Source organism: Paenibacillus sp. LHD-38 (assembly GCF_031157315.1).
Taxonomy (GTDB): Bacteria; Bacillota; Bacilli; order Paenibacillales; family Paenibacillaceae; genus Pristimantibacillus.
The window spans coordinates 72,278-97,994 of the sequence record NZ_JAVIFU010000017.1; the positions used below are offsets into that span (position 1 = coordinate 72,278).

Consider the following 25,717-nt stretch of genomic DNA (forward strand, 5'->3'; position numbering starts at 1 on the left):
TTATTGTCCTTTTTCGTTTAGGGCACTTGATGCGAGTGTTTGCAGCACCATATTGTCCATCGGCGGGTTGTGGAGACCCGCTCGAACATCGCGATAATAGCGTTCTAAGGGCAGGTTTCTGGATAAGCTGGCGCCGCCCACGATTCGCATGGCCATGTCGACCACTTTAATCGCGTTATTCGTAGCGACATACTTTGCTAGTCCCAGCTCAGACCGCAATGACGGTCGGCTTTCCTTGTCGCGATCCCAGCGGTCAGCGGCTTCATAAACGAGCGAGCGGGCCGTCCGGAGCTCGATTTCCATCTGTCCAATTGCCTGTTGAACCGTTGCTAGTTCGGCGATTGGGCCTGGAAGATGATTCGGACGATAGGCTTGCGCGAAGGAGATCGCATAATCACGCGCGGCGATTGCAATGCCTAGGTAGCAAGCAGGGATATGAAGAAGCCAGCCTCCGCCATCATCTGTGCCTTTTCCGGTGAGCTGGTGTTCATCGGGAGCGTAGACCTCGCGCATAACGACATCATGGCTTCCTGTTCCGCGCATGCCGATCGTATCCCATGTTTCGATAATACTGACCCGGTCGTTCTTATAGATCAGAAAATCAGCTGTCGCTTCTTCCTCAGGCATATAAGCGGTTACGACAAACCGGTCAAGTATAGGCGACAGGGTGCTGAACGTTTTGCGGCCTGTAATGAGCCAGCCGTTTTCTGATCGGACCGCGGTTGTTTCGGGCCTGCCGCCGCGGCTGGGGCTTCCTGATGCGGCTTCGCTTGCAAAAGTATTGATCATAGCCCCATTGGATACGACTGCACGGCAGAGCTCGTTAAACAGTGTATCCGGCCATTTCCGAGTCGTTCGCAGGTGGAGCATTTGTCCGAGATGCCAGCCGACTGCCAGAGCAGTCGAACCGTCTCCGTATGCTAAGCGCTCCTGCAGCGATACGAGTTCGTGAAGCGATGCCTCGTCGCCTCCAAATATTTTCGGTACCGTAAGCTTTAAGTAGCCGGCATCCTGTAAGTCGGCAAAATTGTCATGCGGGAATGAGCCTTCCCGGTCATGGCTATTCGCTCTTTCGGCAAAACGGATGGCTAATGCATCTATTTTCTCGGCATATTCCCTCTCCGCTGCACTGCGGATATATTGATCGATTAATCGTCCCATTTAAGATGCACTCCTATCATCAATACGTCAGTTCCTTTCTCGCATTTTACCATAACCGGAGGCCATTCTGACCATTGCATAATGAAAAGCGAAATAAAGGGGAACCATCATGAGAAGATTAGCCGCATATTATTTTTTGTTTTATTTAGCGTTATCGGTCTATATGCCGTATATGAGCCTATATTTCAGAGATAAAGGATTCAGCAATACTATAGTCGGGCTTATTTTATCCTTGTGGGCATTGGTAAGCGTCATTGCTCAACCTATCATGGGCATGCTGAATGACCGTTCAAGCAATCCCCGTATAATACTGCTAGTATCGGCGATTGCAGCACCTGTCATCGGGACCTTGTTTTATTACTTTGACAATCTGTACGCGATTATTACGCTTTCCGTTTTCTTCTCATGGTTCCAGTCCTCTATGGGGCCGCTCAGCGATTCCATTGCCGTAGAGATAGGGAAGAGGGATGGATTCTCCTTCGGAAGCATAAGGCTTTGGGGGGCGCTTAGCTATGCAATCGGTGCCTTTATAACGGGTTTTTTATATGAAAAATACGGCTATGACTACATATTCTTTTATTATTTGGCCATCAATTTGGTCTTAACGTTCATTCTATTTATGCTCCCAAAAACAGAACCTGCGCAAAAGAAAACAACGATTTTCGAGCAGATGAGCGAGGTTGTAGGCAATAGGCCGTTTATCCTTTTTGTCGGAGTCAGCATGCTGACATTTATGTCGGTTGCGATCAACTTTTCGTTCTTGCCTATCTATTTTAAAGAGCTTGGATTTGACAAAAGCCTGCTTGGCAGCGCGTTTGCAGTGGCGGCTATTATTGAAGTGCCAATGTTTTGGATATCGGCTAAGCTAAGCCGTAGAATCGGGCGGTTCCGTGTGCTTTTTATAGCCGCCGCCATTTACTCCGTTAAATATTTGTTTTTATTTACTTTCGCTGATGTTTATTTGACGCTAGCCATGCAGCTGTTGGATGGGATCGCTTTTGCTTTTGCCGCGGGTACGGCAGTCGAGGTGGTCGAGAGCTATTCCAGTGACCGTACGAAAGCGACGATGCAAACGATTTTCGCAGCGGTTACCTGGGGGCTGGGCGGCATTGTTGGCAATGCCGCAGGCGGCTTAATTGTCGATCATTGGGGTGTACAGGCGTTATATTTGATCCTGGGTATTTTGTGCGCGGCAGCTTCGGGCATGTATATCTTTTTACAAAAACGATCGCCGAGCCGCCTCCCTATGTCCGGCTAGTAATCCGCTGCCCGCGTGAAAATGAGGCAGCCGTGAAGTCGTCTAACCGACTCTGTGGCTGCCTCATTTTTTGATATATGACCGCGATACGACTGTTTTTGCCGTAGAGGACTGCGACAGCCGTTTACACTAGTCACTTTTAGAACATAGGGAATACATAACGTACCAAGAAGTACAAGGCTCCGAAAAAGATGAGGACATAGGCAGCATATTTGATGAAGGTAGATGCGACCAAGCTGGTATCAGACTTCTTCTCCACATGACGTTCTTCAATATCGAGATTACGTTGCGTTGCCATTTGAACCACTCCCTTAAGTGATTTTGTTATTCTCCATTACCCTCTTGAGAGCGTGCTGAAACAAGGGGTATACATGCGATGCTGCTGCATACCAATCCGTTCACTCATTTGCAGCCTTCAATAAACGTTGTTTCACCTATCGATAATTTTCGATCATTTCTCGGGAAATAGTCGAATGTAATACGCATTCCGCAGAAACGGGGTTTGTTTGTTTGCGGCAGGTGATATCCTCTATTGTTATTTTCCAAATGCCGGTTCTAAATGGAGGGGTTCTGAATATAGTAGATAACGAAGCCCTATTGCTGCAGGTCTGCCAAATCACTTTGCAAAACAATAGAATAGGGCAGCAGGAGGAGAAACGTTGAATGAAGGTTGGAATCAGTTGCAGAAAAGCGCGGAGAGAAGCTATAGCAGCAGGGATGTATTATATGAGATTGAGCAAACGATAACAGAGCTTGAAATTTATTTGAAAACAAACCCAGAGGATGAAATCGCAATAGTGCAGTACCAACAATTTGTGGATAAACGAAAGGGCTTTATGCTTTTATGGGCAGAGGCTTATGCACAGCTTTCTCTTTCGGAAATGCAGGCGTAATCAAATAGAGCAAGAATGCCATAAAGATGGACATGCATGATTAAAGCCTTGATTCAATTTTAAGCAGTGCTGAATGATGATGTTTAAGCAAATAGGAATGAGTCTAAAAGATGCTAGGGAACAGGAAGCTGTTCTCTGGCATTTTTTGTGCAAATCTTCTGGAAATAAGTCCAACGTACTAAAAAACTTATTAGTCTGCGAATGGTTTAAAAAAGAGATAAGCATCAGCTTGGGGGAAACATAATGAGAATCAATCCGGCTTTACAAAAGAAAAGAAAAATATTAAAGACGATACTTGTTCTTTTTACCGCCTTATTGGTCATCGTATTGCTTGGCGGATGGACAACCTTTCGGATTCTGATAAACGCACAGGATATTGCCAGGCTTGATGTGCCGCTGCCTGCAGCAACGATCCTGTACGATCAAAGCGGAGCAGAAGCTACCCGTATTTCATTTAATAAAATCGAGGAAATCGGATATGCCGACATTCCCAAACATATGGTGGATGCTGTCATAGCGGTAGAGGATAAACGGTATTTTGAACATGACGGCATGGATATGCGGGCGATTGGCCGAGCATTTGTTACGAATTTCACCTCAGGAGGAACGGTCCAAGGCGGCAGTACGATTACCCAGCAGCTGGCTAAAAATGTTTTTTTGTCGCAGGAACGGACCTGGTCGAGGAAATGGAACGAAGTGCTGCTTGCCAAAAAAATCGAGGAAAATTACAACAAGCAGGAAATTATGGGGATGTATCTGAATCAAATTTATTTTGGCGAAGGAGCTTGGGGGATTAATCGCGCAGCGAATACGTATTTTGGAAAAGAACCCAAGCAGCTCACTTTAGCGGAAGCCGCATTGCTGGCCGGCGTGATTAAGGCGCCTTCGGCACTTACTCCCTATAAGCATAATGATAAAGCGCTTGAGAGAAGGAATGTTGTTCTTCAGCTGATGAAGGATCAAGCTTTAATCAGCGATGAGACATACAGCAAGGCTGTTAATGAGCCCATTCGTTTATTAAGCTCCAAGCCTAACAGGATAGATGATATTAGTTATCCTTATTATGTGGATCAGATCATCCGCGAGGCGATGACAGCGTACGGACTATCGGAGAATGAAGTTCTTCAGGGCGGGCTGAGAATATATACGGAATTGGATACAAAAATGCAGCAAGCGGCAGAGCAGGTTTACGCGAAGGAATCACTATTTCCGGATAGTTCCGCCGATCAGCTTATTCAAAGCAGCGCTGTCATGATTGATCCGCGAAATGGCGGCATTCGTGCGCTTGTGGGAGGAAGAGGAGAGCAGCCCTTTCGCGGATTTAACCGGGCCGTACAGCTAAAGCGCCAGCCGGGCTCAACGATCAAGCCGATAGCCGTTTACACGCCTGCACTAGAAATGGGCTATAAGCCGAATGACGAGCTGGTGGATGAACCGATTAATATGAACGGCTATGAGCCTCAGAATGCAGACGGCTCCTTTCACGGACGAGTATCTCTATACGAATCGCTTATTAACTCTTATAATATTCCGGCTGTGAAGCTATTAAACGAGATGGGCATTCAAAAAGGTATCGATGCAGCGGAACGATTCGGCATTCCATTGACGGATGAGGACCGGACGCTTGGTCTTGCCCTGGGCGGTCTGCATGAAGGAGTAGCACCGATTCATATGGCTGAAGCTTTCGGCGTGTTCGCCAATGACGGCGTACGCATGCATGCGCATGCCATTACACGCATAGAATCCGCGGATGGCTCCGTGCTAGCAGAATTCGAGCAAAGCACAAGCAGCGAGAAGGTAACGGAGCCTGCAATTGCGCGCACGATGACAGCCATGCTGGAGGGTGTTATCAAGGAAGGCACGGGTGAAGCAGCTGAGCTGGAGGACCGCCCGCTTGCCGGCAAGTCCGGAACAACGCAAATGACAGGGACGACAGGCTACAGCGCAAAGGATAACTGGTTTGTGGGCTATACGCCTCAGCTTGTAGGCGCGGTATGGCTTGGATATGACCAAACGGATAGCAGCCACTATCTTTCAACGAGCTCCAAGGCGGCTGCGGCAGTATTTCAAGCGTTATTCACAGGAGCTTTAAAGGATGAGCCGATCCTGTCGTTTCCGAAGGCACCCGAGCTCTTTGTAAAAAAGAAGAAAGATGATTCTAATAACGATAATAACTCGGATGAAGAAAATGAATGGAAATCAGATAAAGAACGCGATCGCGAGCGAGAAAAAGAGGAAAAGAAAAATAAAAAAGAACGAGAAAAGGAAAGGGACAAGGAAAGGGATGAAGAAAAAGGCAATGGACGTAATAAGAATCGTGACAAGAACCGCGATGACGATAATGATAATGACTAAAACCCATTCGCAATAGAACAAATGCAGTTCCTGAGACAGGGTAGGGAAGGTTTCCGCATGCTCCAAGCATGTGGAAACCTTCCCTTATTTTCCTTTTGCGACAATGAAGCCTATAAAGACAATGGTTAAGCCAATCCATGTTCGCCATGTAGGGGCTTCCCGCATAAAGATAAACCCCATGAGCAGGGAGATAAACATCTCAAGACCCTTTGACGCCAGCAGCACATAACCTAGATTTCCAAGTACTTTGTACCCCAGCTTAATGCCGTATCCGATGCATAAATTAGCTATTAAAAATAGCGGCAATGCAAGCAGCTGATACTTAACGGTAGTCCAAAAATGAGGGTCAATGTGTTTGCTTTGATAAGAGTAAATAAGGTTAACGATAAGCAGACCCGTTAGCAGCAGCGAAGAGCTATAGATATAATTCAAAACGACCTCCTGTTATTTTTTGTTCTCTATAAATAATGTTTCCATCAACCAACATTTTTATGAATCGTTGATCAGTTCTGGGATGTGGTGTTTTTTTTGGAATTCGTATATGCTAGATTGAGAGATAAAGGAGCTGATCATATGATCCTGGAGGTAGCTGTTTTACATGTTAAAGAAGGCATGTCAGATGAGTTCGAACGAGATTTCAAGCGTGCGTCAACCATTATTTCCAGCATGAAGGGCTATCGAAGCCATGAGTTTCAAAAGTGCTTAGAAGAAAAACGAAAATATATATTGCTCGTAAGATGGGAAACGCTGGAGGATCATACGGAGGGCTTTCGCGGTTCAGCGGAATATTTGGAGTGGAAAAGACTGCTGCATCACTACTACGATCCATTCCCGACCGTAGAGCATTTTACGAATGTGGATATAAGCTAGAATGGCTTTAAAGAAGCTTCACTGAAAATAGATATAGAGGGTGAGCAGCATTCGAGATTTTATACCGTTGCATCTTTGCTTCGACGGCGCAGGCCGAGAAGTAGAAGTATTAGATGTCGTACAACTGGACGAAGACTTATATCGCATTGAGGAAAATCCTGTATTTACCGAAAACGTAGCTTTCGGGGATGTTATTCGGGTAAAAACGCTCGAGGATGTTTCCATCTACATAGAAACCATTGAAAAGTCTACGTTTAGCCGGCATAATTGGCTGCTGAGCAAAGAGGTTATTTATTCCTTGGAGCTAAAAATGTTAAAAAATAAAATTCGTGATTGGCAGGGGAAGTCACAACAGGTCTTTGGGGGTATCTTTATCGTGAATTTGCCTGCCCATACAGAAATTGATATCAATGACGAGGTTCAAAAGGTGATAAGAATGGTTCAAAAGTAAATCGTCGGTCAGATGCAAAGGAGGAAATGGACATGGAGCTTGGATTAACAGGGAAAATTGCGATTATTACGGGCGGAAGCAAGGGGATTGGCCTGGCAACGGCATTGCTGCTCGCTTCTGAAGGTGCGGAGATCGCCATCGTCGCGCGGGAAGAGAAGTCGCTTCAAAGCGCGGCGGAGCAAATCAAGGAACAGACAGGCAAAGCAGCGTTGACAATCAGCGCGGATGTTTCGAAGACGGATGAGGCGGCTCGGGCGGTTGCAGAAACTGTCGCAAGGTTTGGCGGCGTTCATATCCTCGTTAATAATGCAGGAACATCGGCAGCCCGCCCGTTCGAGCAGGTAGAAAATGAAGCGTGGGCAGCGGATTTGGACTTAAAGCTGCTCGGAGCCGTTCAATTTTCCCGCGCCGTTCTGCCCTATATGCGTGAAGCGGGCGGCGGTGCAATCATCAACGTTACCGCAGTAGGCGGGAAAACGCCAGGCGCCTCATCGCTGCCAACCTCGGTCAGCCGCGCGGCAGGGTTGGCGCTTACGAAGGCGATGAGCAAGGACTTGGCTGCGGACCGCATACGCGTGAATGCGGTATGCATCGGTCTCATTCGCAGCGCTCAAATCGAGCGGATGTGGCAAGCGAAAGCACCTGAGCTAAGCTGGGATGAGTTCGCAGCCGATCCGCGTCACGGCATACCGCTGGGACGAATAGGGAATGCGCGGGAAGCGGCCAATGTGATCGGCTTCCTCGTTTCAGAAGCGGCATCCTTTGTGACTGGTACCTCGGTCAATATCGACGGAGGCATATCGGCGGTGCTCTAGACGATTCCGATAAATAGAAGAGAAGCTCCGGCAGCTTGCCTTTCTCAAGGCGGCCGTTAAGAGCTTCTCTGTCGGTTTATGGCTTATTTCTTTTGCTGAATACGTTGGTTAAAGCGATCGACGCGTCCGCCTTTATCAGTATTGCGTTGTTTGCCGGTATAGAAAGGATGCGAAGCGGAGCTTGTGTCAACGCGGATAACGGGATAGCTGTTGCTGTCCTTTATTAGTAATCTTTACGAAATAACTGCAGCTGTATCATAATCGATAATTGTTATCAATGTCAAGGAGACGGCTTGAGCAGTTATTAAAATATGGTATTTGCTAATTTCGCCAAAGTATACTACCATTAAATTATAATCATTCTAAAAGTAAGCCTTTACATAGATGGGTTTGCAGATATGTATAGGCTTTATAATAAGAGGAGGTATCTCTGCATGTTAAATATCACGGCAGAAATGGACCGAATAAATCGGCATTTGATGGCGAACGGATATAAACTGACGACTCAACGTGAAATTATATTGCGAGTGCTGCTCGAGAACGAAATGGATCATTTGAGCGCAGAAGGCGTCTTCATGCTCGTTAAGCAAAAATATTCAGAGATTGGTCTTGCGACCGTATATCGTACACTCGAGCTGCTGGCAGAGCTTCATGTCGTAGAAAAAATGAATTTTGGAGACGGCGTAGCTCGTTATGATCTTCGCGAAGAAGGACATGAGCATATGCATCATCACCTGATTTGCGATGAATGCGGCTCGCTCACTGAAATCAAAGAGGATTGGTTAAGCGAGATCGAGCAGCGAATTGAACGGGAATTTGGTTTTAAGGTGATTGATCACCGGCTTGATTTTACCGGAACCTATAAGTCATGCGCCAAGGGCAATTGCAAGCGGGGCCGTAAAGCTGTTTCTTAATTAGGAAACTATAGAGGGAGCCTTTCCGCGGTAAAAGGGAGAGGCTCTATTTTTCACTAAGCTTCCGTATTCACATCGTAATGAGTGTAATGCGCTATAATCGTAATTATTACGTTTAATTATGAGGATATAGCAAAGAGTTGCTTACCCAAGATGGTCATACAAAAGCTTCCTGAAAAATAAAGGAGTGGAGCCGATGCCAAGCCGATCCTTAAATGAAGAAGCAGAGCAGATACTTAGCCGGCAGACGGACGCGCAATGGGAGCGCAGGGAGCTGGAGCTGAACGCTTGGGTGACACGAAGCAAACAGAAAAGGAAGGATAAGCTTACTAGGGTGCTGGAAGTCTTTGAGGTCGATGCGGAATTGTTTCCTGCGCTTTCCTTGCTCAGGCAGCTCCGAATCCCGACGGAGTTTTCCTGCGCAGGGGTTAGCCTGCTGGATGATCCCTTCGAACATTCTTTGTACGCCTATATAACCATTCATGCTTCTGATAGGACGGAGGCGTTCGTTCGTTTTGCTTCAGCTTTCATGAAGCAACGTCTTCTAGTTACTTATGAACCGGCTTTCAGCCGCTATGATCTTTCCTCGTTTTTTATCGGGCATAACCGCTCCTTTTGTCTCCTGATGCAGCGGTGTGCCGAGGCATATGAGAGGATAACGCTGCTGAATTTTGACGAAAGCGCCGCTGTCGAATAAACAACAATTTGTCGGAATCCTAGGGCCTTATGTTGCAGTTAGCAATTGCTAAGGATGCGAATTCCTTAATATTGGCATGAAAGAAGAAACTGTCCGTGGTCATCGACCTGCCGGGCAGCTTTTTTTACGAGCGGCGGAAGATGTGTATTTTCAACAGCAGCAAGGAAATTTGGTACACGTTGTCCCTAAAATCCGCGTAGTCAGCTGCATTTTGTATAATTCCCATTATTATTCAATAATTTATTAAAAATTTGAGATAACCTAATGTATAATAGAAGAGTGCTCTTACAGATTTTTATTTTACACAGGACTGAGGGGATATAATGGAGCATGTTCACGGGTCGTATGATAGTTTGTTAGTTATTTTCTCATACATAATAGCGGTAATGGCTTCGTATACGGCACTTGATTTAGCGGGCAGGGTAAGCACCTCCAAAGGAAGCACGCGGCTTAGGTGGCTGATGTTAGGCGCTGCTTCAATGGGAATGGGGATATGGTCCATGCATTTTATCGGCATGCTCGCATTAAAGCTCCCCATTTCGATTGAATATGATCTAGTCATCGTGCTTTTGTCGGTTTTTGCCGCTATCGGCGCAGCATTTATTGCGCTGTTCGTTGTAGGGCGAAGCGAGCTGACAGGGTCTCAATTGCTTATAGGCGGTCTTATGCTCGCAACCGGGATATCGGTGATGCACTACGTCGGGATGGCTGCGATGCTGGTACCTATTACATATGATCCAATCACTTTTATTTTCTCTATTCTCATCGCGTTTGGCGCATCAATTGCGGCTTTATGGCTGTCTTTTTATTTCCGCAAAGGGGACAAACAAGGGGAATGGTGGAAGAAGCTTGCAAGCGGCGCAATTATGGGGGCTGCTATCGTAGGGATGCATTTTACGGGAATGATGGCCGCTAATTTTCACAACAGCAGTAAGTCTGCGCTTTTTTACGGCATTATTTTGGATCAAAAATGGTTGGCGTATTTTATTACAGGAGGCACTTTTTTTACATTGGGCCTGTCATTATTAGGCATCTATATTTCGAAGCGGCTTGCAATCAAGGATTCAGAACTCGAGCAAAACGAGAAATGGTATAAGTCGCTGTACGAAAATAACCAAGATGGCATTGTATCCGTTGATTTACAGCGCCGGGTTATAAGCCATAATTCTATTGCCCTGCAAATTACAGGCTACAGCAGCAAAGAGGTCGTAAATCAACCGATTTCTTCTTTGAATGAAATTATTGTTCCAGAAGACCAGGAACGCGTAAAGCAGATGTTTCATAGATCATTTGAGGGCGAGACGCTAAATCATGAAACCTCAATCGTCCGTGCAGACGGGAAGAGACTCGAACTAAGCGTTACGAATGTACCTGTCGTGATAGATGGCAAAGTGGTCGGAAGCTATATTATTTTTAAAGATATTACCGAAGAGAAGCAGGCGAAGAATCGAATCAATCATCTAGCTTTTCATGATGAGCTGACGAGCTTGCCTAACCGCCGTATGTTTAATCAAACCATTGCGGAAGCCATAGAGGAGAACAGCAGCGCTAAGCTGCCATTTGCCGTCATGGTGCTGGATATAGACCGATTTAAAATGATCAACGACTCGCTTGGCCATACGGTTGGCGATCAGTTTCTGCAAGAGGTAAGTATGCGAATACAGCAGGCGCTAAAGGGACATGACGCCATGCTTGCGCGAATGGGCGGCGATGAATTCACGCTGCTTTGCCGAAATTATGAATCGCTGGAGACCATCGAGCTGTTGGCCAAGGAGATCATAAAAACGATACAAGCACCGTACCGTCTAATGGACAACGACTTCTACGTTTCCGCTAGCATCGGCATCTCTTTGTTTCCTAGTCACGGGCATGATGCTATTAAGCTGCTGAAAAATGCAGACACGGCTATGTATGAGGTGAAGAAAAAAGGCAAAAACGACTATCAATTTTACTCGAACGAGCTCGATCAAAAGCTGCTTGAGAAAATTGAATTAGAGGGCGATCTTAGGAAAGCCATCGGACGCGGAGAATTGCTGCTTCATTATCAGCCGCAAATCCGAACCGAGGATCATGCGATGATCGGAATTGAGGCACTCGTGCGTTGGGAGCATCCGTCCAAGGGATTGTTAAGTCCCGGCCTCTTTATCCCGATTGCGGAGGAGACAGGACTTATTTATGAAATGGGGACTTGGGTGCTGCGCGAAGCCTGCCGGCAAATGCGGAAGTGGCATGATGAAGGCGGACCGCAAATTCCGATCTCCGTCAACTTGTCTTCTCAGCAGTTCCATCAGCCCCAATTGGCAGAGTATATCATGGCAATTTTAGAGGAGACAGGCCTTGAACCGGAATTTTTGGAGCTGGAAATTACAGAAAGCATGATGATGGACGCCTCGATTTCAAGCGGTATTTTGAATCAATTAAACGAAAACGGGATTCGAATCAGCTTAGATGATTTCGGCACTGGCTATAGCTCGCTTAGTTATTTGAAAATGTTTCCTATTCAAAAGGTTAAGATCGACCGGTCCTTTATTCGCGATATTACGGAGAACAACAATGATAGGGCGATCGTATCAACGATTATCGCTATGGCGCAGCATTTGAACATGGAGGTCATTGCGGAAGGCATCGAAACGAAGGATCAGCTTGATATTTTAACGGACAACGCATGCAGAAAGATTCAGGGCTATTATTTCAGCAAGCCGTTATCGGCAAGCGCAGTAGAGCAGCGTTTTTTCATACCTGGAAGACTAGAAAAATAAAAGAAGAGGCTGTCCAGAGCAAATTGCCTGGACAGCCTCTTCTTTATATCCGAATGGAAGCATTGAAAAAAAGAGGAAATTGAAAAATTGCTGTTGAAATATACATTTTATGTTAATGTACTTAGTGTAAGCATTCGGTTAATATTACCAATTAGTTAGAGGAGGTAATAATGAGAAAGAGGATAGCAACGGTTTTGATTTTTTCGCTGGTTGTGATGCTTCTGCAGCAATGGGGCAGTACCTCAGCCGTAAGCGCAGCTGCGCCGGAGCCTTTTATTTATCCGACAAAGGATAAGTTTTACGACGGGGTTGAAGTTTTAAACGGTGAGTCAGGAAAAAACTATATGGGGTATGACAAAGCCTATGGAACAGGGGAGCATAAAACTTATTTGCAGTTTCCGCTTGCAGAAATAAATGCGAGTAAAACGCTGCAATCGGTCAAGCTTGTCATTCCTATTCTTAACGGCTATGTCTCACGCTCACAATCGACAGTGGATCCTTACATTAGTGTGTATAAATCTATTACAGATGATTGGATCGAAGCTGTCAAGGAAACAAGCGAATTACCGATTTACCATCCTGTAAATGACTTTATTGAAAAAAAATCCTTTGATTTTTTGACCTCAAGCAGCGGACTTTTATTAGAGTACGATGTTACCCCCTTTATTTCAACCCAACTAGAATCTTCGGATCAGCAGGCCTCATTTATTTTATCAGGACCAACAGCAAGCGATACGAACCCCGGCGCAACAGGTATTGTGCAAAATATGATTATGTTTAATCAACAAGAAGCAGACGGAACAACGGGTTTGCCGTATTTGGTATATGAGTATGCACCTAATCAACCTCCAACGGGTACAATAGCGATCCAAAACGGCGATTTGTATGCGAACAATACAAGCGTAACCCTTAACCTTACCTACACGGACCCGGAAGGTGACGAAGTTGAGGTACAGTTTTCGAATAACAACGTCGATTGGAGTACGAAAGAGTCTATTACCAGCACAAAAGCGTGGAATTTAGCTTCAGGCGACGGACTGAAAACCGTATACATGAAGCTGACCGATGAGGCTGGGAATACGGCCGTCTTGAGCGATTCGATTTCATTAGATACCGTTGCCCCGATCATTGGCGGAGTTTCTAATCTGCAGAAATCGAAAGAGACGGTTACGATTACGATTGCGGAATCTAATTTATTATCTTCCCTTTTGAACGGCTCATCTATCACCAGCGGACATCAAGTGACCGCAGAGGGAAGCTACTCGCTTGCTGTTACGGATAAAGCAGGTAACATAACGGCATTGAGCTTCAGTATCGACAAAACGCTGCCAACTGTGAGCGGAGTAACGAACGGGACGTCTTACAATACGGATCGTCAGCCGTCCTACGCAGATAACAATGCCGGGGTAACGGCAAAGCTGAACGGCAGCAGCTTTGCGAGCGGCGACAGCATTACGGCGGAAGGCGATTATTCGCTCGTCGTAACGGATGCTTACGGCAACAGCGTGACCGTTACGTTTACGATCGACAAAACGTCTCCGAACGGCAGCGTAGTCATCGCTGGCGGTGCAGCCAAAACGAACAGCGCATCCGTGTCGCTCGCTGTAACGGGAACGGATGCGCAAGCTTTAACCATGCAGTTCTCCAATGATCATACGACTTGGAGTACTGCGGAACCCTTCTCAAGCAGCAAGGCTTGGTCGATTGCCGGAGGAGACGGAATCAAGACCGTGTATTTGAAGCTGACAGACGAAGCAGGGAACGCTGCTGAATTTAATGACACCGTCACATTGGATACAACCGCTCCCGTCATTACGGGAATTGCGAACGGGGACGTTGTAAACCGTGATGTTACCCTTTCATTTGACGAAGGAACGGCACAGTTAAACGGAGAAGCCTTTGCCAGCGGTACGACGATCAGTGCGGCTGGAGCCTATGTGCTTGTCGTGACGGATGAGCTTGGTCATGCTGCGACGGTTTCCTTTGAAATCGATAAAACAGCACCGACTGGCAGTTTATCTATTGAAAACGGCAAAAGCTATGTTAAGGATAAAGCCGTAGCTTTAAAGATTGCCTTTGAAGACATTCACGCTGTTCAAATGCGTTTTTCCAATAACGGATCAGATTGGGATGACGGAGATTGGGCAGCAGCTGATGTAACAAAAAGCTGGTCTCTGACGGATGGGGGCGGCGAGAAAACGGTCTATCTGCAGCTCAGGGATGCGGCTGGAAATACAAATGAATACATTGACACCATTATTGTGGATTCCGTATTGCCGCTTATTACGGGAGTAAGCGACGGAGATAAGTTAAACCATGATGCGGTGATTACCTTTAATAAAGGCACAGCGCAGCTGAATGGCAATGACTTCAGCAGCGGAAGCAGCGTAAGCGCGGAAGGGAACCATACGCTTGTTGTAACAGATGAAGCGGGCAATATGGCATCCGTCAGCTTCAGTATCGACAAAACGCGGCCGACGGTGAGCGGAGCAGCGGATGGAGCGTTTTACAATACGGATCGCCAGCCAACCTTTGCCGATAACAATACCGGGGTTGCAGCGAAACTGAACGGCAGCAGTTATGCGAGCGGCACCAGCATTACGGCGGAGGGCGATTATTCGCTCGTCGTAACGGATGCATACGGCAACAGCGTGAATGTTTTGTTTACGATTGACAAAACGGCGCCGAGCGGAAGCATTGTCATTAATGATGGCGATTTGGAAACCACCGGCTCATTTGTCAAGCTCTCGTTAGAAGGTACGGATGCCAGTGCGGTCATGAAGCAATTATCCAACCATGGAACGGCTTGGACGGCGGTTCCCCTGGCAGATTGGGAGCTTTCAAACGGCTTTGGGGAAAAGACGGTTTATTTGGAGCTAACGGATGCGGCTGGTAATAAGAAGGTGGTTTCGGATACGATTCTCTATCGATCCATCCCGGTTATGAATAATAGCAGCGTGAATGGGTTAGAGGACACGGAGCTTCATTTTGGGATCAATGACTTCTTATATACCAATGCGGACAGTAAAACGCTTGATGAAATTACGATTGTGTCGCTCCCGGCAAACGGCAAGCTGATGCTTAACGGAGCTGAAGCCGCCGCAAACGTAAAGGTTGCTTTAGCGGACCTAGCTCATCTAAGCTTTGTACCGGACCAAGATTGGTCTGGACTTGCAAGCTTTGAATGGAAGGGGGCGGCTTTTTCCGTTCCGGCCGTAGATTCAGTCCAAATGCTGATTCATGTTGCTCCAGTAAATGACGCGCCTAGCGTTCAAAATGCTTCATTCTCCACTACGAGCAGCGCTAAAGTTGAAGGTCAGCTTACTGCGGGAGATGTGGATAATGATTCGATTACTTTCGCGGTCGTTGTACAGCCTGCTAAAGGGAAGCTTACTTTAGATGCTGCTAACGGTAAATTCAGCTACGAGCCCGAGGCAGGCTACTATGAGGATGTAACCTTTACGTATAAAGCGAATGACGGTCAAGCCGATTCAAACACGGCTTCGGTTACGATAGTGAATCATCAGCCTGCAAGCAGCGGAAACGGGTTGCCATCTGCACCACTGGTTGAAATAGAAGGCATTAGCAACCAGCCCGGCGTTAAAGCAGAGGTTGTACTGAAGGATGGGAAACCCGTTCTCGTTGTTTCGCTGAACGGCGAGAAGTTGACCGAGATCATCAAAAATCTAAAGGATAATGAATTAACGATTGATGTCGGCGATGCGCACCACAATGTGGAATTGGCAATGGATTTGGCGTTGATAAAGCAGCTTAATTCGAGCGGCAGCACGATAAAGCTGGTTCAAGGCGGCACCGGATACGGGTTGTCAGCATCGGCTATCCGGGATGTATTGAAAGATTGGAAAAACGCGACTGCGCAGTTGAAAATAGAAATTAAACAAGCGGATGCGGCAACTTCCGCTAAGCTGGAGCAGCTCGCGAAGGATAAAGGTTATTCCTTGCTGGTAACGCCTATAAGCTATCAGCTCTACTTCCAAATTGGGGAAACCAGAATTAATTTATCATCGATTAAAGGCTATATCACGATTTCTTACGGACAGGATGAGCTGAAAGGAAAACAACCGAAAACGGCTGTACTTCTGCTGCCTAACGGGAAGCTGGTGCATGTTCCGACCAAGATCAGCAATCTCGAAGGCCAGTTCGAAATTAAAGTACACAGTTTTGCCAATGGCATCTTTACCTTAATTGATTACAAGAAAACATTTGAGGATGTCGAAGGCTGGTCTAAGGTATACGTCGAGGAATTGGCGTCACGTCTTGTAGTCCAGGGAACAGGCGACGAGACGTTTGAGCCGGACCGCGGCGTTACCCGCGCCGAGTTCTCGGCTATTATTACCGGCGCACTTGGTTTATACATGGAAAACGGAACGGAGAAATTCTCAGATGTAAGCGAAGACAGCTGGTATGCAGCCTCCTTGGCAGCAGCTTCTGAGTATGGGCTGATTAACGGATATGCGGACGGTACATTCCGGCCTAATGAAGAAATATCTCGTGAGGAAGCCATGGTTATTTTGGCCCGGTCATTTGACCTCATGGAGCTGAAGCCGACCTTCTCGCAAGAGGAGCTGAATGCGAGCCTTGCATCCTTCGAGGATAATGATGAGCTGAACAGCTGGTCGCGAGCCTCCATTCAGCTGACGGTTCTTCTCGGAATTGTGAACGGAAGCAACAATCAGCTTCATCCATCGGAACCGATGACGAGAGAGCAGCTGGCAGCCGTAATCGTAAAGCTGTTGAAGACCGGCCAATTCATCTAAGGAGATCGTTATGAACCTTAAATTAGAGGAAGCCGTGGCAGATGAGCGTATGTTTTTCGAGCTTTACGCCGAGACGCGCAGGGAGGAAATGGCAGGCTGGGGCTGGGAAAAAGATGAGCAGCAATCATTTCTAGCCATGCAGTTCCGGTTTCAGCAGCAATCCTACCGGATGGTGTACCCTGATAGTCAAATCCGCCTTATTACTATGGATGGTCAGCCTATTGGTAAGCTTCATACCGCCATGACCGGAGATGAGAAGGTGCTGGTTGATATTATTCTAGCCCCTGCGAGTCGAAATAAAGGGATAGGAACAAGGCTAATAGCGATGCTTCAGGAGGAGGCCCGGATAGCGGGCCTCTCCTTACGGTTAACTGTAAGGCTCGATAATCCGGCTAAACAATTGTATGCAAGGATGGGTTTTGCACTCTTCCAAAGGGACGAGCTGCATGAACAAATGATATGGAGAAGCACTGACCACGAGGTTATCGGTACTTCATAATGCCGATTGCTTATAGAAATTACTTATTTCATTTAAGAAAGGGGTTAGCGCAATGGAACCATATGTTGGAGAAATTCGAATGTTTGCCGGTAATTTTGCTCCAGAGGGGTGGGCTCTTTGTAACGGGAGTATCATTCCGATTGCAGAAAACGAGGTCTTGTTTATGCTGCTAGGCACAACATACGGAGGCGACGGGCAAACGAACTTCGGTCTGCCGAATTTAGCGAGCCGTATCCCGATCGGTCAAGGGACTAACCCGCAAAATGGAACGACATACACGCTCGGTGAACAAGGAGGTACAGAGAACGTTACCCTTACTGTGAACGAGCTTCCTGCTCATACGCACCCTGTTTATGCTTCGGATGCGCCGGGAACGTTAAATTCACCGAACGGTGCCGTATGGGCGACGCAAACCTCGAAAAATATTTATTCAAACGCAGCAGTCGAAGGGCAGATGAATCCGCAGTCGATTACGCCTGCTGGCGGCAATCAGCCGCATGTTAACATGATGCCTTACTTGCCAATTAATTTTATCATTGCGCTTGCCGGCGTGTTTCCGCCACAAAGCTAAGGAGGGGTTCAAATGTCAGAATCATTTATCGGCGATATTCGATTATTCGGTTTTGGTTATGCTCCAAGAAATTGGGCGTTTTGTCAGGGGCAGCTGTTGGCTATCAATTCGAATCAGGCTTTATTTTCAATCTTGGGAACGACCTATGGGGGAAATGGTTCAACAACCTTTGCTTTACCTGACTTACGGGGCAAAGCACCGGTTCATGCCGGCAACGGTATCAACTTAGGTCAAACTGGGGGAGAAGCGGCTCATACATTATCCGTTAACGAGCTGCCCGCTCACACTCATTTTGCCCAAGCCGTTGAACAGGCGGCGACTGAGTATTCGCCAATTGCTCATACTTGGGCGATTCCGGGTGTTAACAGCGGCTCTTATTCCCAAACACCGAATACGACAATGAGCCCGAATGCTCTTTCAACAGCTGGCGGAAGTCAGGCGCATGCTAATATGCAGCCTTATTTATCATTAAATTATTGTATTTGTATCAGTGGCATTTTCCCGTCTCGCAATTAGAAAATGTAAGGAGGAGTATTAATGGCTGACGCATATATAGGTGAAATTCGTATTTTTGCAGGCAACTTCGCTCCTAAGGGCTGGGCGTTGTGTGAAGGGCAATTGCTGCCGTTAGCTCAAAATACCGCGTTATTTTCATTATTAGGCACAATGTACGGGGGGGACGGGAAAACGAACTTTGCTCTTCCTGATCTAAGAGGGGCGGCGCCGATGCAGCAGGGGCAAGGTCCTGGCTTGACGGAACGTTATCAAGGAGAGTCTGGCGGCAGCTCAACCGTTAATTTGTCAAAGAATGAAATTCCGGCACATCTGCATGCTCCTGCTGCTGTAGCTGTCAGCAACGTAAGCTCGCCGGCAAATGCGGTATGGGCAGGCCTCGCGCAGGGGCGCGGTGTACCGCCTGTTTACGGCACTTCAGCGGCGCAGGCGATGAACCAACAGGCTATTGGCGCAACCGGACAAAGCATGCCGCATAATAATATGCAGCCTTATTTAGGCGTGAATTTCATCATCGCTCTTAATGGCATTTTTCCTCCTAGGTCATAGTATCATTTCGAAAGGCAGCGGCGCATGATTTGCATACGCATGCCTTGCCGCGCTGCTGTTCGGGAATCTTCTGCAACAGCTCTTCCGGAAATTTTTCATGGAAGCACCAGCATACTTCTTGATTTTCTTCAAAAGCTTTGATTCCGCATTCATTGGACCCGCCGCATAACGGACAATTCATTAGCTCGCGCTCCTCATCTTAATGAAACAGCCCTTTCGCTTAAGCGAAAGGGCTGTTTCGCATATTATACCGGGAATTATTCAGACGCTGCTTGCAGCACGAACTTCTCAATGACGTGGCGAACGCCTTCCTCATTATTAGACAGCGTGACATAGTTAGCGATATCCTTAAGGGATTGAATAGCGTTCCCCATAGCTACGCCAAGGCCGGCAGCGAGAATCATTTCATTGTCATTCCAAGCATCGCCGAGGGCAATGGTTTGATCCATGGTACAGCCCAGATGCTCGGCCATAAATTTAAGGGCATGGCCTTTCGTACCTTCCTTATGCATAAACTCCAGATAATGCGCCTTCGACTTTGTAATATGGACGCGATCGCCAATAAGAAGCTTAAGCTGCTCAGCGACTTCATCGAGCCGGGCGGGATCGTCGATAATCAGCATTTTGTTCATGGGAAAATCCAGCAATTTGTTGAAGTCAGGCTCAATTTTGTAAGGGATGTTCGAGAGCTTGGAATATGCTTTTATTTTATCGTTATCTTCTGTGCCGTAAAGCTCGTCATCGACATAAAGCTGCAGATGTAGGCCGTTTTCCTTGGCAAATTTATGAATCTCCTTGGCCGCGTCGATAGGGACGTTTCTCTCGTACAGTACTTGTCCGTCAAGCAGAGTTTTGACGAGGGCCCCTTGATAAGTAATAATAGGAACATTGAGTTCAATTTGCTTAGCGATCTTTTGAGCGGAAGCAAACATGCGGCCGGTTGCCAGCGTTACCGTCACACCTTGTGCGATAGCGGCCTCCAGGGCATGCTTCGTGCCTTCCGTTACGATTAGTTCATCCGTTAATAACGTGTCGTCAACATCAATTGCGATAAGTTTATACATACTAGCGGTGAAGCTCCTCTCCAGCTCTTTATAGTTAAGATTAGGTTGATTGTAGCTAAAATGTCCCACACATACAAGACTACGTGTATGCTTTCGAAGTAAGTTTTGCTTCACAAAACCAAGCGTATGCTTTCGAAGTAAGTTTTGCTTCACAAAACCAAGCGTATGCTTTCGAAGTAAGTTTTACTTCGTAAAACTTTTGAGGAGATGAACAGATGAACTATTTTACATCAGCGGCTGCGAAACAACGGTTTCTTTCATTCTGCGTGCTTGGGGCGGTAGCATTTACGGCCATTGGCTTTGCAATCGGGCTTCTTTGGATGGGAAACCGCTATCCGATGCTGAAAGAACCAGCCTTTCAGCAATTTACGGTTACGTACGACAAAATTATAAATGATTATTTAAACGGAGCAGAGCCGAAAAAGCTGATCAACGGAGCGGCGGTAGGCATGGTCAGCTCGCTTGAGGATCCTTATTCCCGCTATTTGGTCGAGGAGAAAGGCGATGCCTATACACAGTCCTATGAAGGAGAAATATACGGAATCGGTGCGGAGCTCCGGGAAGAAGAGGGCGAGTTTATTATTACCGGACTCACGAAAGGGGCTCCTGCCGAACGCGGAGGCTTGCTGCCGGGAGACATCATTATTTCTGTGGATAATCAAAAGCTGAGCGGTAAAACGTTCGAAGAGCTGCTCGGTATTATTAGAGGCAAGGAAGGTACATCCGTGTCGCTTCAGGTGCAAAGACCGAATCAGGAAGAACTCATTGCCCTGACATTGAAGCGGGAAGCGATACCTGTTCATACCGTGACATCGGAGCTTCTGGAGGGCGGCATTGGTCATGTGACGATCAGCCGGTTTGCCGAGAAAACCGCGGATGAATTTGAATCCGCGATTAAGGAGCTGCAGGAGAAGCAGCCGCTTAAGGGGCTGCTTCTCGATATGCGCTCTAACCCGGGAGGGTTGCTGCAGCCTACCATCAAGATCGCAGACACGCTTATTCCGAAGGACAAAGTCATTTTGAATGTCGTATACAAAAACGAACGTCAAACCATTTCCTACAAATCGAAGCAGGAGAAGAAATGGACCATTCCGATTGCCGTGCTTGTAAACGGGCAGTCCGCCAGCGCGAGCGAAGTGCTAACCGCAGCTTTGAAGGAGTCTGCGGGAGCCGTGGTTATCGGGGAGAAGACGTATGGCAAGGGTGTCGTTCAAGCCTTTAATCAATTTAAAGATGGCTCCGTCCTAAGCCTGACCGAAGCGCAGTGGAAGACGCCAGGCGGAACTTGGATCAATAAAACAGGCGTATCGCCGGATTTTGACGTAGCGCTTCCCGCCTACACGGAGCTAAGACCGCTTGCGATTGGTACGGACATGAAGGTTGGGAGCTACGGCGAGGACGTGAAGACGCTGCAGCTGATGCTCAAGGAACTTGGCTATACGCCGGCAGGACAGGAAGGGATGTTCGACGAGCAGACCTCGGAGGCGTTGCGGAAATTCCAAACAGCCGAGAAGCTTGAGGCTACAGGCAGCTTTAATGACAAAACAGGCTATCAGCTGCTTAAGCGGCTTCGGGAGAAGCTTGCCAAAGAGGACAGCCAGCTCATAAAAGGACTTGAGGTACTTAAAAATCGTAGTTGACAACGGGGATGATAATCATTATCATCAAATAGAAAGCAAATCCTTCGTTGCGCTGCGGGGTGAATCGGATGAAGAAGATTAAGTATTGCAAAAGGAATTTAAAGAACGGATCGGAACCGATTTATAAGGCTATGAAAAATCGCTATCCGGACATCAAGCAGAAGAAAAGCGATTGCCTTGGTGATTGCAAGACCTGTAAGCTAGAGTGCTTCGTCGTCATTAAGTCGAAGACGGTTAGCGCGCCGTCAGCAGAAAAACTCTATAAGCGGTTAAAGAAAATGATTGGATAATCATCATATATGGATACATTTACAAGAACGGCATTTGCCGTTCTTTATTTTTATGTTAGAATAAGTACAATCTAGGAAGGTTGAGGTGCATGAGCATGAATGATGGACTAGCAGAAGCATTAAATGAGCAGATGAACTTTGAATTTTATTCAGCGCATGTGTATCTTGCGATGGCAGCGTATTGTTCCGGAGAAAGTCTTGATGGTTTCGCTAACTTCTTCATTGTACAAGCAGAAGAAGAACGGTTTCATGCAATGAAGATATACAAATTTCTGAACGACCGCGGCCGTCGCGCTACGCTTTCTGCTCTTGGAGAGCCGAATAACGAATATGCGTCTATCCTTGACACGTTTGAGCAAGGCTACGGGCACGAGCAGCAAAATACGAAACGTTTCTACAATTTGTCTGATCTTGCAATCAATGATCGCGAGCATGCAACGATCAACTTCCTCAAATGGTTTATCGACGAGCAGGTCGAAGAGGAAGCACTCTTCGATAACATTATTCATAAGTTGAAGCGCATCGATAAGGACAGCAACGCGTTCTATATGCTGGACGCAGAGTTTGCAGGACGCTCCTTCACGCCTCCAGCACTGTAGAACAGACCAGTACGACCATACTTAATAATAAAGAAGCCGTTTGCTCAGTAGATCTTCTGCTAGAGAAACGGCTTCTTTTTTATTATGCTTGAACCTTCTGGTGCAGTTTTTCTATTTAGGCGTTAATTGTTCGCGTTCGTTTGCTCTTCTGGAAGGAGGTTATTGCTGCTATGAAAGCCACAAACAGGGCAATGCTGGCTACCCAAGGATTATACAGAACGGTCCCGTTTAATGTGATGGCGATGCCTCCCGCGCCAGCGCCTGCCGCTAGACCGATCTGAGTTACGGAGGTGTTCAGGCTGATGATAAGGTTAGCTGACTGAGGCACCTTCTCGATAAAGTAAGTCTGTGTAGCCGGACCCATAATAAACATGGACATGACCCATAGCGATATAAGGGCAATGGCAAGCGGGAACGAGTGGATCGCGAGGGGCAGCAGGAAGAGTGCGGCAACATGTATAACCATGCTGATGATCATCATCCGAACGCTTCCCCATTTGTCGACGGCCGAGCCTCCAATACGTGAGCCAACGGCACCGGCAATTCCGAATGCGAGCATTATAATGCCAATGGAGGAAGTGCTCTGGTGCAGGATCATATCCAAGAAGGACGTTAAATACGTAAACATAACCGAGTTCCCGAACTCCCTAAACAATACGAGCAGCAAGGCGAAAAGAATGACCGGATGAGAAAGTACGCTGAATTGTTTGGCAAAAGGGACCGGAGCGTCACCTTCGATATCAGGCAGCATGAGCGCCATAGCGATCAAGATGGCAAAGCTGCCCGCGGCGAGGAACAAGAAAATCATCTGCCAAGAGAATAGATCGGTAAGCGCTATGCCGATAGGTACGCCAAGAATCATGGCACTGCTAAAACCAAGAATAATTGTGCCGATCGCGCTGCCGATTTTCTCGGGGGGAACGAGCTTGGCAGCGGTGCTAAAGGCAGCGACAAGCAAGACGCCGGAGCTTGCGCCAAGGACGATCCGAGATGTTAGCAGCATAGTAAAGCTGGTACTTAGGAAGGAGATGGCGTTACCGATAATGAAGAAAAGCATGGCTAGGAGCAGAAGCTTCTTGCGCCCCATTCGCGCCGTCAATGAGATGACGATCGGAGTCCCGATGGCGAATGCGAGCGAATAGACAGTGATAAGCTGTCCAGCCACAGCCACCGAAACAAGCAGTTGATCAGCTAAAATATTCAGAATGCCAGCCACGACCAGCTCGGAAGTTGCGGTGAAGAAAACGGCTGCCGTTAAAATATAAATGACCAATCGATTCATAGATAACAAATCCTCTCTCTTGTGTATTCTAGCGTCGGAGCGAAATGACTAGCCTTTATCAGCGGGCTTGCCGCGTCTGGCGAAGCTCTTGATTGAATTATAGTTAAGCTGCTTTATTTATGTAAGAACGCAAAGCATTTGGATATCATCCAGTTATTTTGACTAACTAACTTAAAGTAAGTGCAAGAAGCGGTTAGCATGACAAAAAACCGCTAAGGGAAAAAATCCCTTAGCGGCAACAAAGATGACGTGCAATCCGATTATGATGTTTTGCCGACAGCATCGCTGCTTTGTTTCGGATTGCCCCACTTTTGCACCCATTTGTCCATTTCCTTCAAGGCTGATTGAAAATCGCTGCCTTTCTCAGTCAGTGAGTACTCTACGGTTACAGGGACAGTCGGAAACACTTTGCGGAGCACGAGACCGTTTTTCTCCAAATGGCGAAGTGTGTCGGTGAGCGATTGGGTTTTGACGATCGAAACGTTCCGCTGCAGCTGGTTGAAGCGCTGAGGCCCGTTAAGCAGCTCTTCTAGAACGAGGAAAGCCCATTTGGCTCCTAAAATTTGCAGCACTTCGCAGATGCTGGAGCTGGCTGTTTCCTTGCAGTCATTGTTTTGGCTTGCTTGCTCGGCCATGGGATACTCCTCCTAATCAAAAGAAAGCTAGACTAGCATCGTAAATCGAACTTACTGTCATTTTATGCTTTCATTATGAACAAACGCTCTTTATCATGTCAAATAAAGATTGGATGGCAAATCGTTAAGCGGCTTATTCCTTTAAACCGTTTTCTACATGGAACTTCATATGCCAGTATAGTAAGCTGATATTATATGAAATGGGAGGGATCATCTGTTGCAAACGATGTTTCGTTACAATTGGCTGGTTAGAGAAGAATGGTACCGTTGGTGCGAGGATGTACCTGCGGAGGAACTGCTGCGCAGCCGTACTGGCGGCGTTGGAGGGATTTTGCATACTCTCTTCCATATCATTGACGTAGAGTGGAGCTGGATCCGTGTCCTGCAAGGTAAATCCGATTTTCAAGAAAACTTTGCGAATTATCAAACCTTGGAGAAGGTACGTGCGTTGGATCAAGCTTTCAGAGGGGATGTTGAGAATTTCGTTCTCTCCTGGGATGCGAGCATGGAGGCTCGTCCTTTCTATGACACCAAGCCAGACGGCAGCGAGGCTATTGATGCATGGGGCGAGATAATGCGTCATGTCATCGCTCATCACATTCATCACGCCGGTCAATTGTCCGTTTGGGCAAGAGAGATTGGCAAGAAGCCGGTATCTGCAAACGTAATCGGAAAAGGGCTAATCGATATATCTGTTAAATGATAGCTGGGTCACAATGTGCAGTAATGGGGGATAATATGCAAAATATATTCGAGGTTGCTCATACTTTAGTTAACCATGTTCGGGCAAATTTTCCGGAAGACATAGCTCTCATTGCATATTACGGTTCGTATGCGCAAGGAACAGCTGCAAAACGTTCAGATCTGGATTTCTTTTTCATTCCAGCCACATCCGATGGTTACAGGGCAAGCCTCCAATTTGTTTTAGAAGACATAAGCTTCGATTTCTGGCCTATCAGCTGGGAAAGAGCAGAGCGAATGGCGGCGTTCGAAGAGCCTCAGACGACGATTATCGCAAATTGCGAAATTTTGTACGTACGCTCAGATGAAGACTGTGCTCGTTTTCTTAAGCTGCGCGAAACAACTTTACAAATGTCCCGGTAAAGACTGAAGCTCGCTGAGAA

General features: G+C 46.9%; 26 protein-coding genes and 1 pseudogene. 19 read left to right on the plus strand and 8 right to left on the minus strand.

What is annotated here, in order from left to right:
• Positions 1–1,161, minus strand: a complete 1,161-nt coding sequence (locus RCO25_RS16250; RefSeq protein ID WP_308997189.1) for an acyl-CoA dehydrogenase family protein — start codon at positions 1,159–1,161, stop codon at positions 1–3.
• Positions 1,162–1,270: 109 nt separating this feature from the next.
• Between RCO25_RS16250 and RCO25_RS16255 the strand changes: the two genes are divergently transcribed.
• Positions 1,271–2,419 (plus strand): MFS transporter, encoded by a 1,149-nt coding sequence (locus RCO25_RS16255; protein WP_308997190.1) that lies wholly within the window; start codon positions 1,271–1,273, stop codon positions 2,417–2,419.
• Between the two features lie 139 nt (positions 2,420–2,558).
• Here the strand turns inward: RCO25_RS16255 and RCO25_RS16260 are convergent, their stop codons facing one another.
• Complete coding sequence (locus tag RCO25_RS16260; protein ID WP_308997191.1) at positions 2,559–2,717, minus strand: hypothetical protein; 159 nt, start codon at positions 2,715–2,717, stop codon at positions 2,559–2,561.
• Positions 2,718–3,078: 361 nt separating this feature from the next.
• Here RCO25_RS16260 and RCO25_RS16265 point away from each other — a divergent pair, with 361 nt between their 5' ends.
• Together RCO25_RS16265 and RCO25_RS16270 are read left to right on the plus strand one after the other, a co-directional pair.
• Positions 3,079–3,312, plus strand: a complete 234-nt coding sequence (locus RCO25_RS16265) for a spore coat protein CotJB (RefSeq protein WP_308997192.1) — start codon at positions 3,079–3,081, stop codon at positions 3,310–3,312.
• A gap of 243 nt (positions 3,313–3,555) precedes the next feature.
• A complete protein-coding gene (locus RCO25_RS16270; protein WP_308997193.1) occupies positions 3,556–5,667 on the plus strand; it encodes a transglycosylase domain-containing protein in 2,112 nt (703 codons plus the stop codon).
• 84 nt (positions 5,668–5,751) lie between these two features.
• On the opposite strand, the gene RCO25_RS16275 is transcribed toward RCO25_RS16270, so the two are convergent.
• Positions 5,752–6,099 (minus strand): hypothetical protein, encoded by a 348-nt coding sequence (locus RCO25_RS16275; RefSeq protein WP_308997194.1) that lies wholly within the window; start codon positions 6,097–6,099, stop codon positions 5,752–5,754.
• A gap of 141 nt (positions 6,100–6,240) precedes the next feature.
• Here RCO25_RS16275 and RCO25_RS16280 point away from each other — a divergent pair, with 141 nt between their 5' ends.
• The 3 genes from RCO25_RS16280 to RCO25_RS16290 are packed head-to-tail and all read left to right on the plus strand — an operon-like array spanning position 6,241 to position 7,803.
• Positions 6,241–6,537 (plus strand): antibiotic biosynthesis monooxygenase family protein, encoded by a 297-nt coding sequence (locus RCO25_RS16280; protein ID WP_308997195.1) that lies wholly within the window; start codon positions 6,241–6,243, stop codon positions 6,535–6,537.
• Positions 6,538–6,577: 40 nt separating this feature from the next.
• Positions 6,578–6,988 (plus strand): DUF4265 domain-containing protein, encoded by a 411-nt coding sequence (locus RCO25_RS16285; protein WP_308997196.1) that lies wholly within the window; start codon positions 6,578–6,580, stop codon positions 6,986–6,988.
• A 32-nt stretch (positions 6,989–7,020) separates the two neighbouring features.
• Positions 7,021–7,803: an SDR family NAD(P)-dependent oxidoreductase gene (locus RCO25_RS16290; RefSeq protein ID WP_308997197.1), complete on the plus strand. Its 783-nt coding sequence runs from the start codon at positions 7,021–7,023 to the stop codon at positions 7,801–7,803.
• An 83-nt stretch (positions 7,804–7,886) separates the two neighbouring features.
• On the opposite strand, the pseudogene rpmE reads toward RCO25_RS16290, so the two are convergent.
• Positions 7,887–8,024 (minus strand): annotated as a pseudogene (rpmE, locus tag RCO25_RS16295) (50S ribosomal protein L31); the annotation flags it as partial.
• A gap of 213 nt (positions 8,025–8,237) precedes the next feature.
• Here rpmE and fur point away from each other — a divergent pair.
• From fur to RCO25_RS16335, 8 genes are all read left to right on the plus strand, one after another.
• Positions 8,238–8,717, plus strand: a complete 480-nt coding sequence (fur, locus tag RCO25_RS16300) for a ferric iron uptake transcriptional regulator (RefSeq protein ID WP_308997198.1) — start codon at positions 8,238–8,240, stop codon at positions 8,715–8,717.
• 196 nt (positions 8,718–8,913) lie between these two features.
• A complete protein-coding gene (locus RCO25_RS16305) occupies positions 8,914–9,414 on the plus strand; it encodes a hypothetical protein (RefSeq protein ID WP_308997199.1) in 501 nt (166 codons plus the stop codon).
• 323 nt (positions 9,415–9,737) lie between these two features.
• Positions 9,738–12,173, plus strand: a complete 2,436-nt coding sequence (locus RCO25_RS16310; protein ID WP_308997200.1) for a bifunctional diguanylate cyclase/phosphodiesterase — start codon at positions 9,738–9,740, stop codon at positions 12,171–12,173.
• A 170-nt stretch (positions 12,174–12,343) separates the two neighbouring features.
• Complete coding sequence (locus RCO25_RS16315; RefSeq protein ID WP_308997201.1) at positions 12,344–16,951, plus strand: S-layer homology domain-containing protein; 4,608 nt, start codon at positions 12,344–12,346, stop codon at positions 16,949–16,951.
• Between the two features lie 10 nt (positions 16,952–16,961).
• The gene (locus tag RCO25_RS16320; protein ID WP_308997202.1) at positions 16,962–17,450 is read left to right on the plus strand and encodes a GNAT family N-acetyltransferase; all 489 of its coding nucleotides are present in this window, start codon (positions 16,962–16,964) and stop codon (positions 17,448–17,450) included.
• Positions 17,451–17,502: 52 nt separating this feature from the next.
• Positions 17,503–18,021 (plus strand): phage tail protein, encoded by a 519-nt coding sequence (locus RCO25_RS16325; RefSeq protein WP_308997203.1) that lies wholly within the window; start codon positions 17,503–17,505, stop codon positions 18,019–18,021.
• Between the two features lie 12 nt (positions 18,022–18,033).
• Positions 18,034–18,537: a phage tail protein gene (locus RCO25_RS16330; RefSeq protein ID WP_308997204.1), complete on the plus strand. Its 504-nt coding sequence runs from the start codon at positions 18,034–18,036 to the stop codon at positions 18,535–18,537.
• A gap of 21 nt (positions 18,538–18,558) precedes the next feature.
• On the plus strand, positions 18,559–19,083 hold the full coding sequence (locus RCO25_RS16335) for a phage tail protein (RefSeq protein WP_308997205.1): 525 nt from the start codon (positions 18,559–18,561) through the stop codon (positions 19,081–19,083).
• On the opposite strand, the gene RCO25_RS16340 is transcribed toward RCO25_RS16335, so the two are convergent.
• Both RCO25_RS16340 and RCO25_RS16345 read right to left on the minus strand, forming a co-directional pair.
• A complete protein-coding gene (locus tag RCO25_RS16340) occupies positions 19,073–19,264 on the minus strand; it encodes a cysteine-rich CWC family protein (protein WP_308997206.1) in 192 nt (63 codons plus the stop codon). The genes RCO25_RS16335 and RCO25_RS16340 overlap by 11 nt on opposite strands.
• Positions 19,265–19,340: 76 nt before the next feature.
• Positions 19,341–20,147, minus strand: coding sequence for a Cof-type HAD-IIB family hydrolase (locus tag RCO25_RS16345; protein ID WP_308997207.1), 807 nt, complete (start codon positions 20,145–20,147; stop codon positions 19,341–19,343).
• Positions 20,148–20,362: 215 nt separating this feature from the next.
• Here RCO25_RS16345 and RCO25_RS16350 point away from each other — a divergent pair, with 215 nt between their 5' ends.
• The 3 genes from RCO25_RS16350 to RCO25_RS16360 all read left to right on the plus strand — a co-directional run bounded on the left by RCO25_RS16350 (position 20,363) and on the right by RCO25_RS16360 (position 22,676).
• Positions 20,363–21,787, plus strand: coding sequence for a S41 family peptidase (locus RCO25_RS16350; protein WP_308997208.1), 1,425 nt, complete (start codon positions 20,363–20,365; stop codon positions 21,785–21,787).
• Positions 21,788–21,855: 68 nt separating this feature from the next.
• Positions 21,856–22,077, plus strand: coding sequence for a DUF1450 domain-containing protein (locus tag RCO25_RS16355; protein WP_141500541.1), 222 nt, complete (start codon positions 21,856–21,858; stop codon positions 22,075–22,077).
• A 95-nt stretch (positions 22,078–22,172) separates the two neighbouring features.
• Positions 22,173–22,676 carry a ferritin gene (locus RCO25_RS16360; protein ID WP_308997259.1) on the plus strand — a complete coding sequence of 168 codons (504 nt, stop codon included), beginning with the start codon at positions 22,173–22,175 and terminating at the stop codon, positions 22,674–22,676.
• A 115-nt stretch (positions 22,677–22,791) separates the two neighbouring features.
• Here the strand turns inward: RCO25_RS16360 and RCO25_RS16365 are convergent, their stop codons facing one another.
• Positions 22,792–23,958, minus strand: a complete 1,167-nt coding sequence (locus RCO25_RS16365; RefSeq protein WP_308997209.1) for an MFS transporter — start codon at positions 23,956–23,958, stop codon at positions 22,792–22,794.
• Positions 23,959–24,218: 260 nt separating this feature from the next.
• Entirely contained in the window at positions 24,219–24,593 is a 375-nt protein-coding gene (locus tag RCO25_RS16370; protein WP_308997210.1) for a winged helix-turn-helix transcriptional regulator, read from the minus strand.
• A 217-nt stretch (positions 24,594–24,810) separates the two neighbouring features.
• On the opposite strand from RCO25_RS16370, the gene RCO25_RS16375 reads away from it, so the two are divergent.
• Both RCO25_RS16375 and RCO25_RS16380 read left to right on the plus strand, forming a co-directional pair.
• Positions 24,811–25,296: a DinB family protein gene (locus RCO25_RS16375; protein WP_308997211.1), complete on the plus strand. Its 486-nt coding sequence runs from the start codon at positions 24,811–24,813 to the stop codon at positions 25,294–25,296.
• 35 nt (positions 25,297–25,331) lie between these two features.
• The gene (locus tag RCO25_RS16380; protein ID WP_308997212.1) at positions 25,332–25,697 is read left to right on the plus strand and encodes a nucleotidyltransferase domain-containing protein; all 366 of its coding nucleotides are present in this window, start codon (positions 25,332–25,334) and stop codon (positions 25,695–25,697) included.
• Positions 25,698–25,717: the final 20 nt, after the last annotated feature.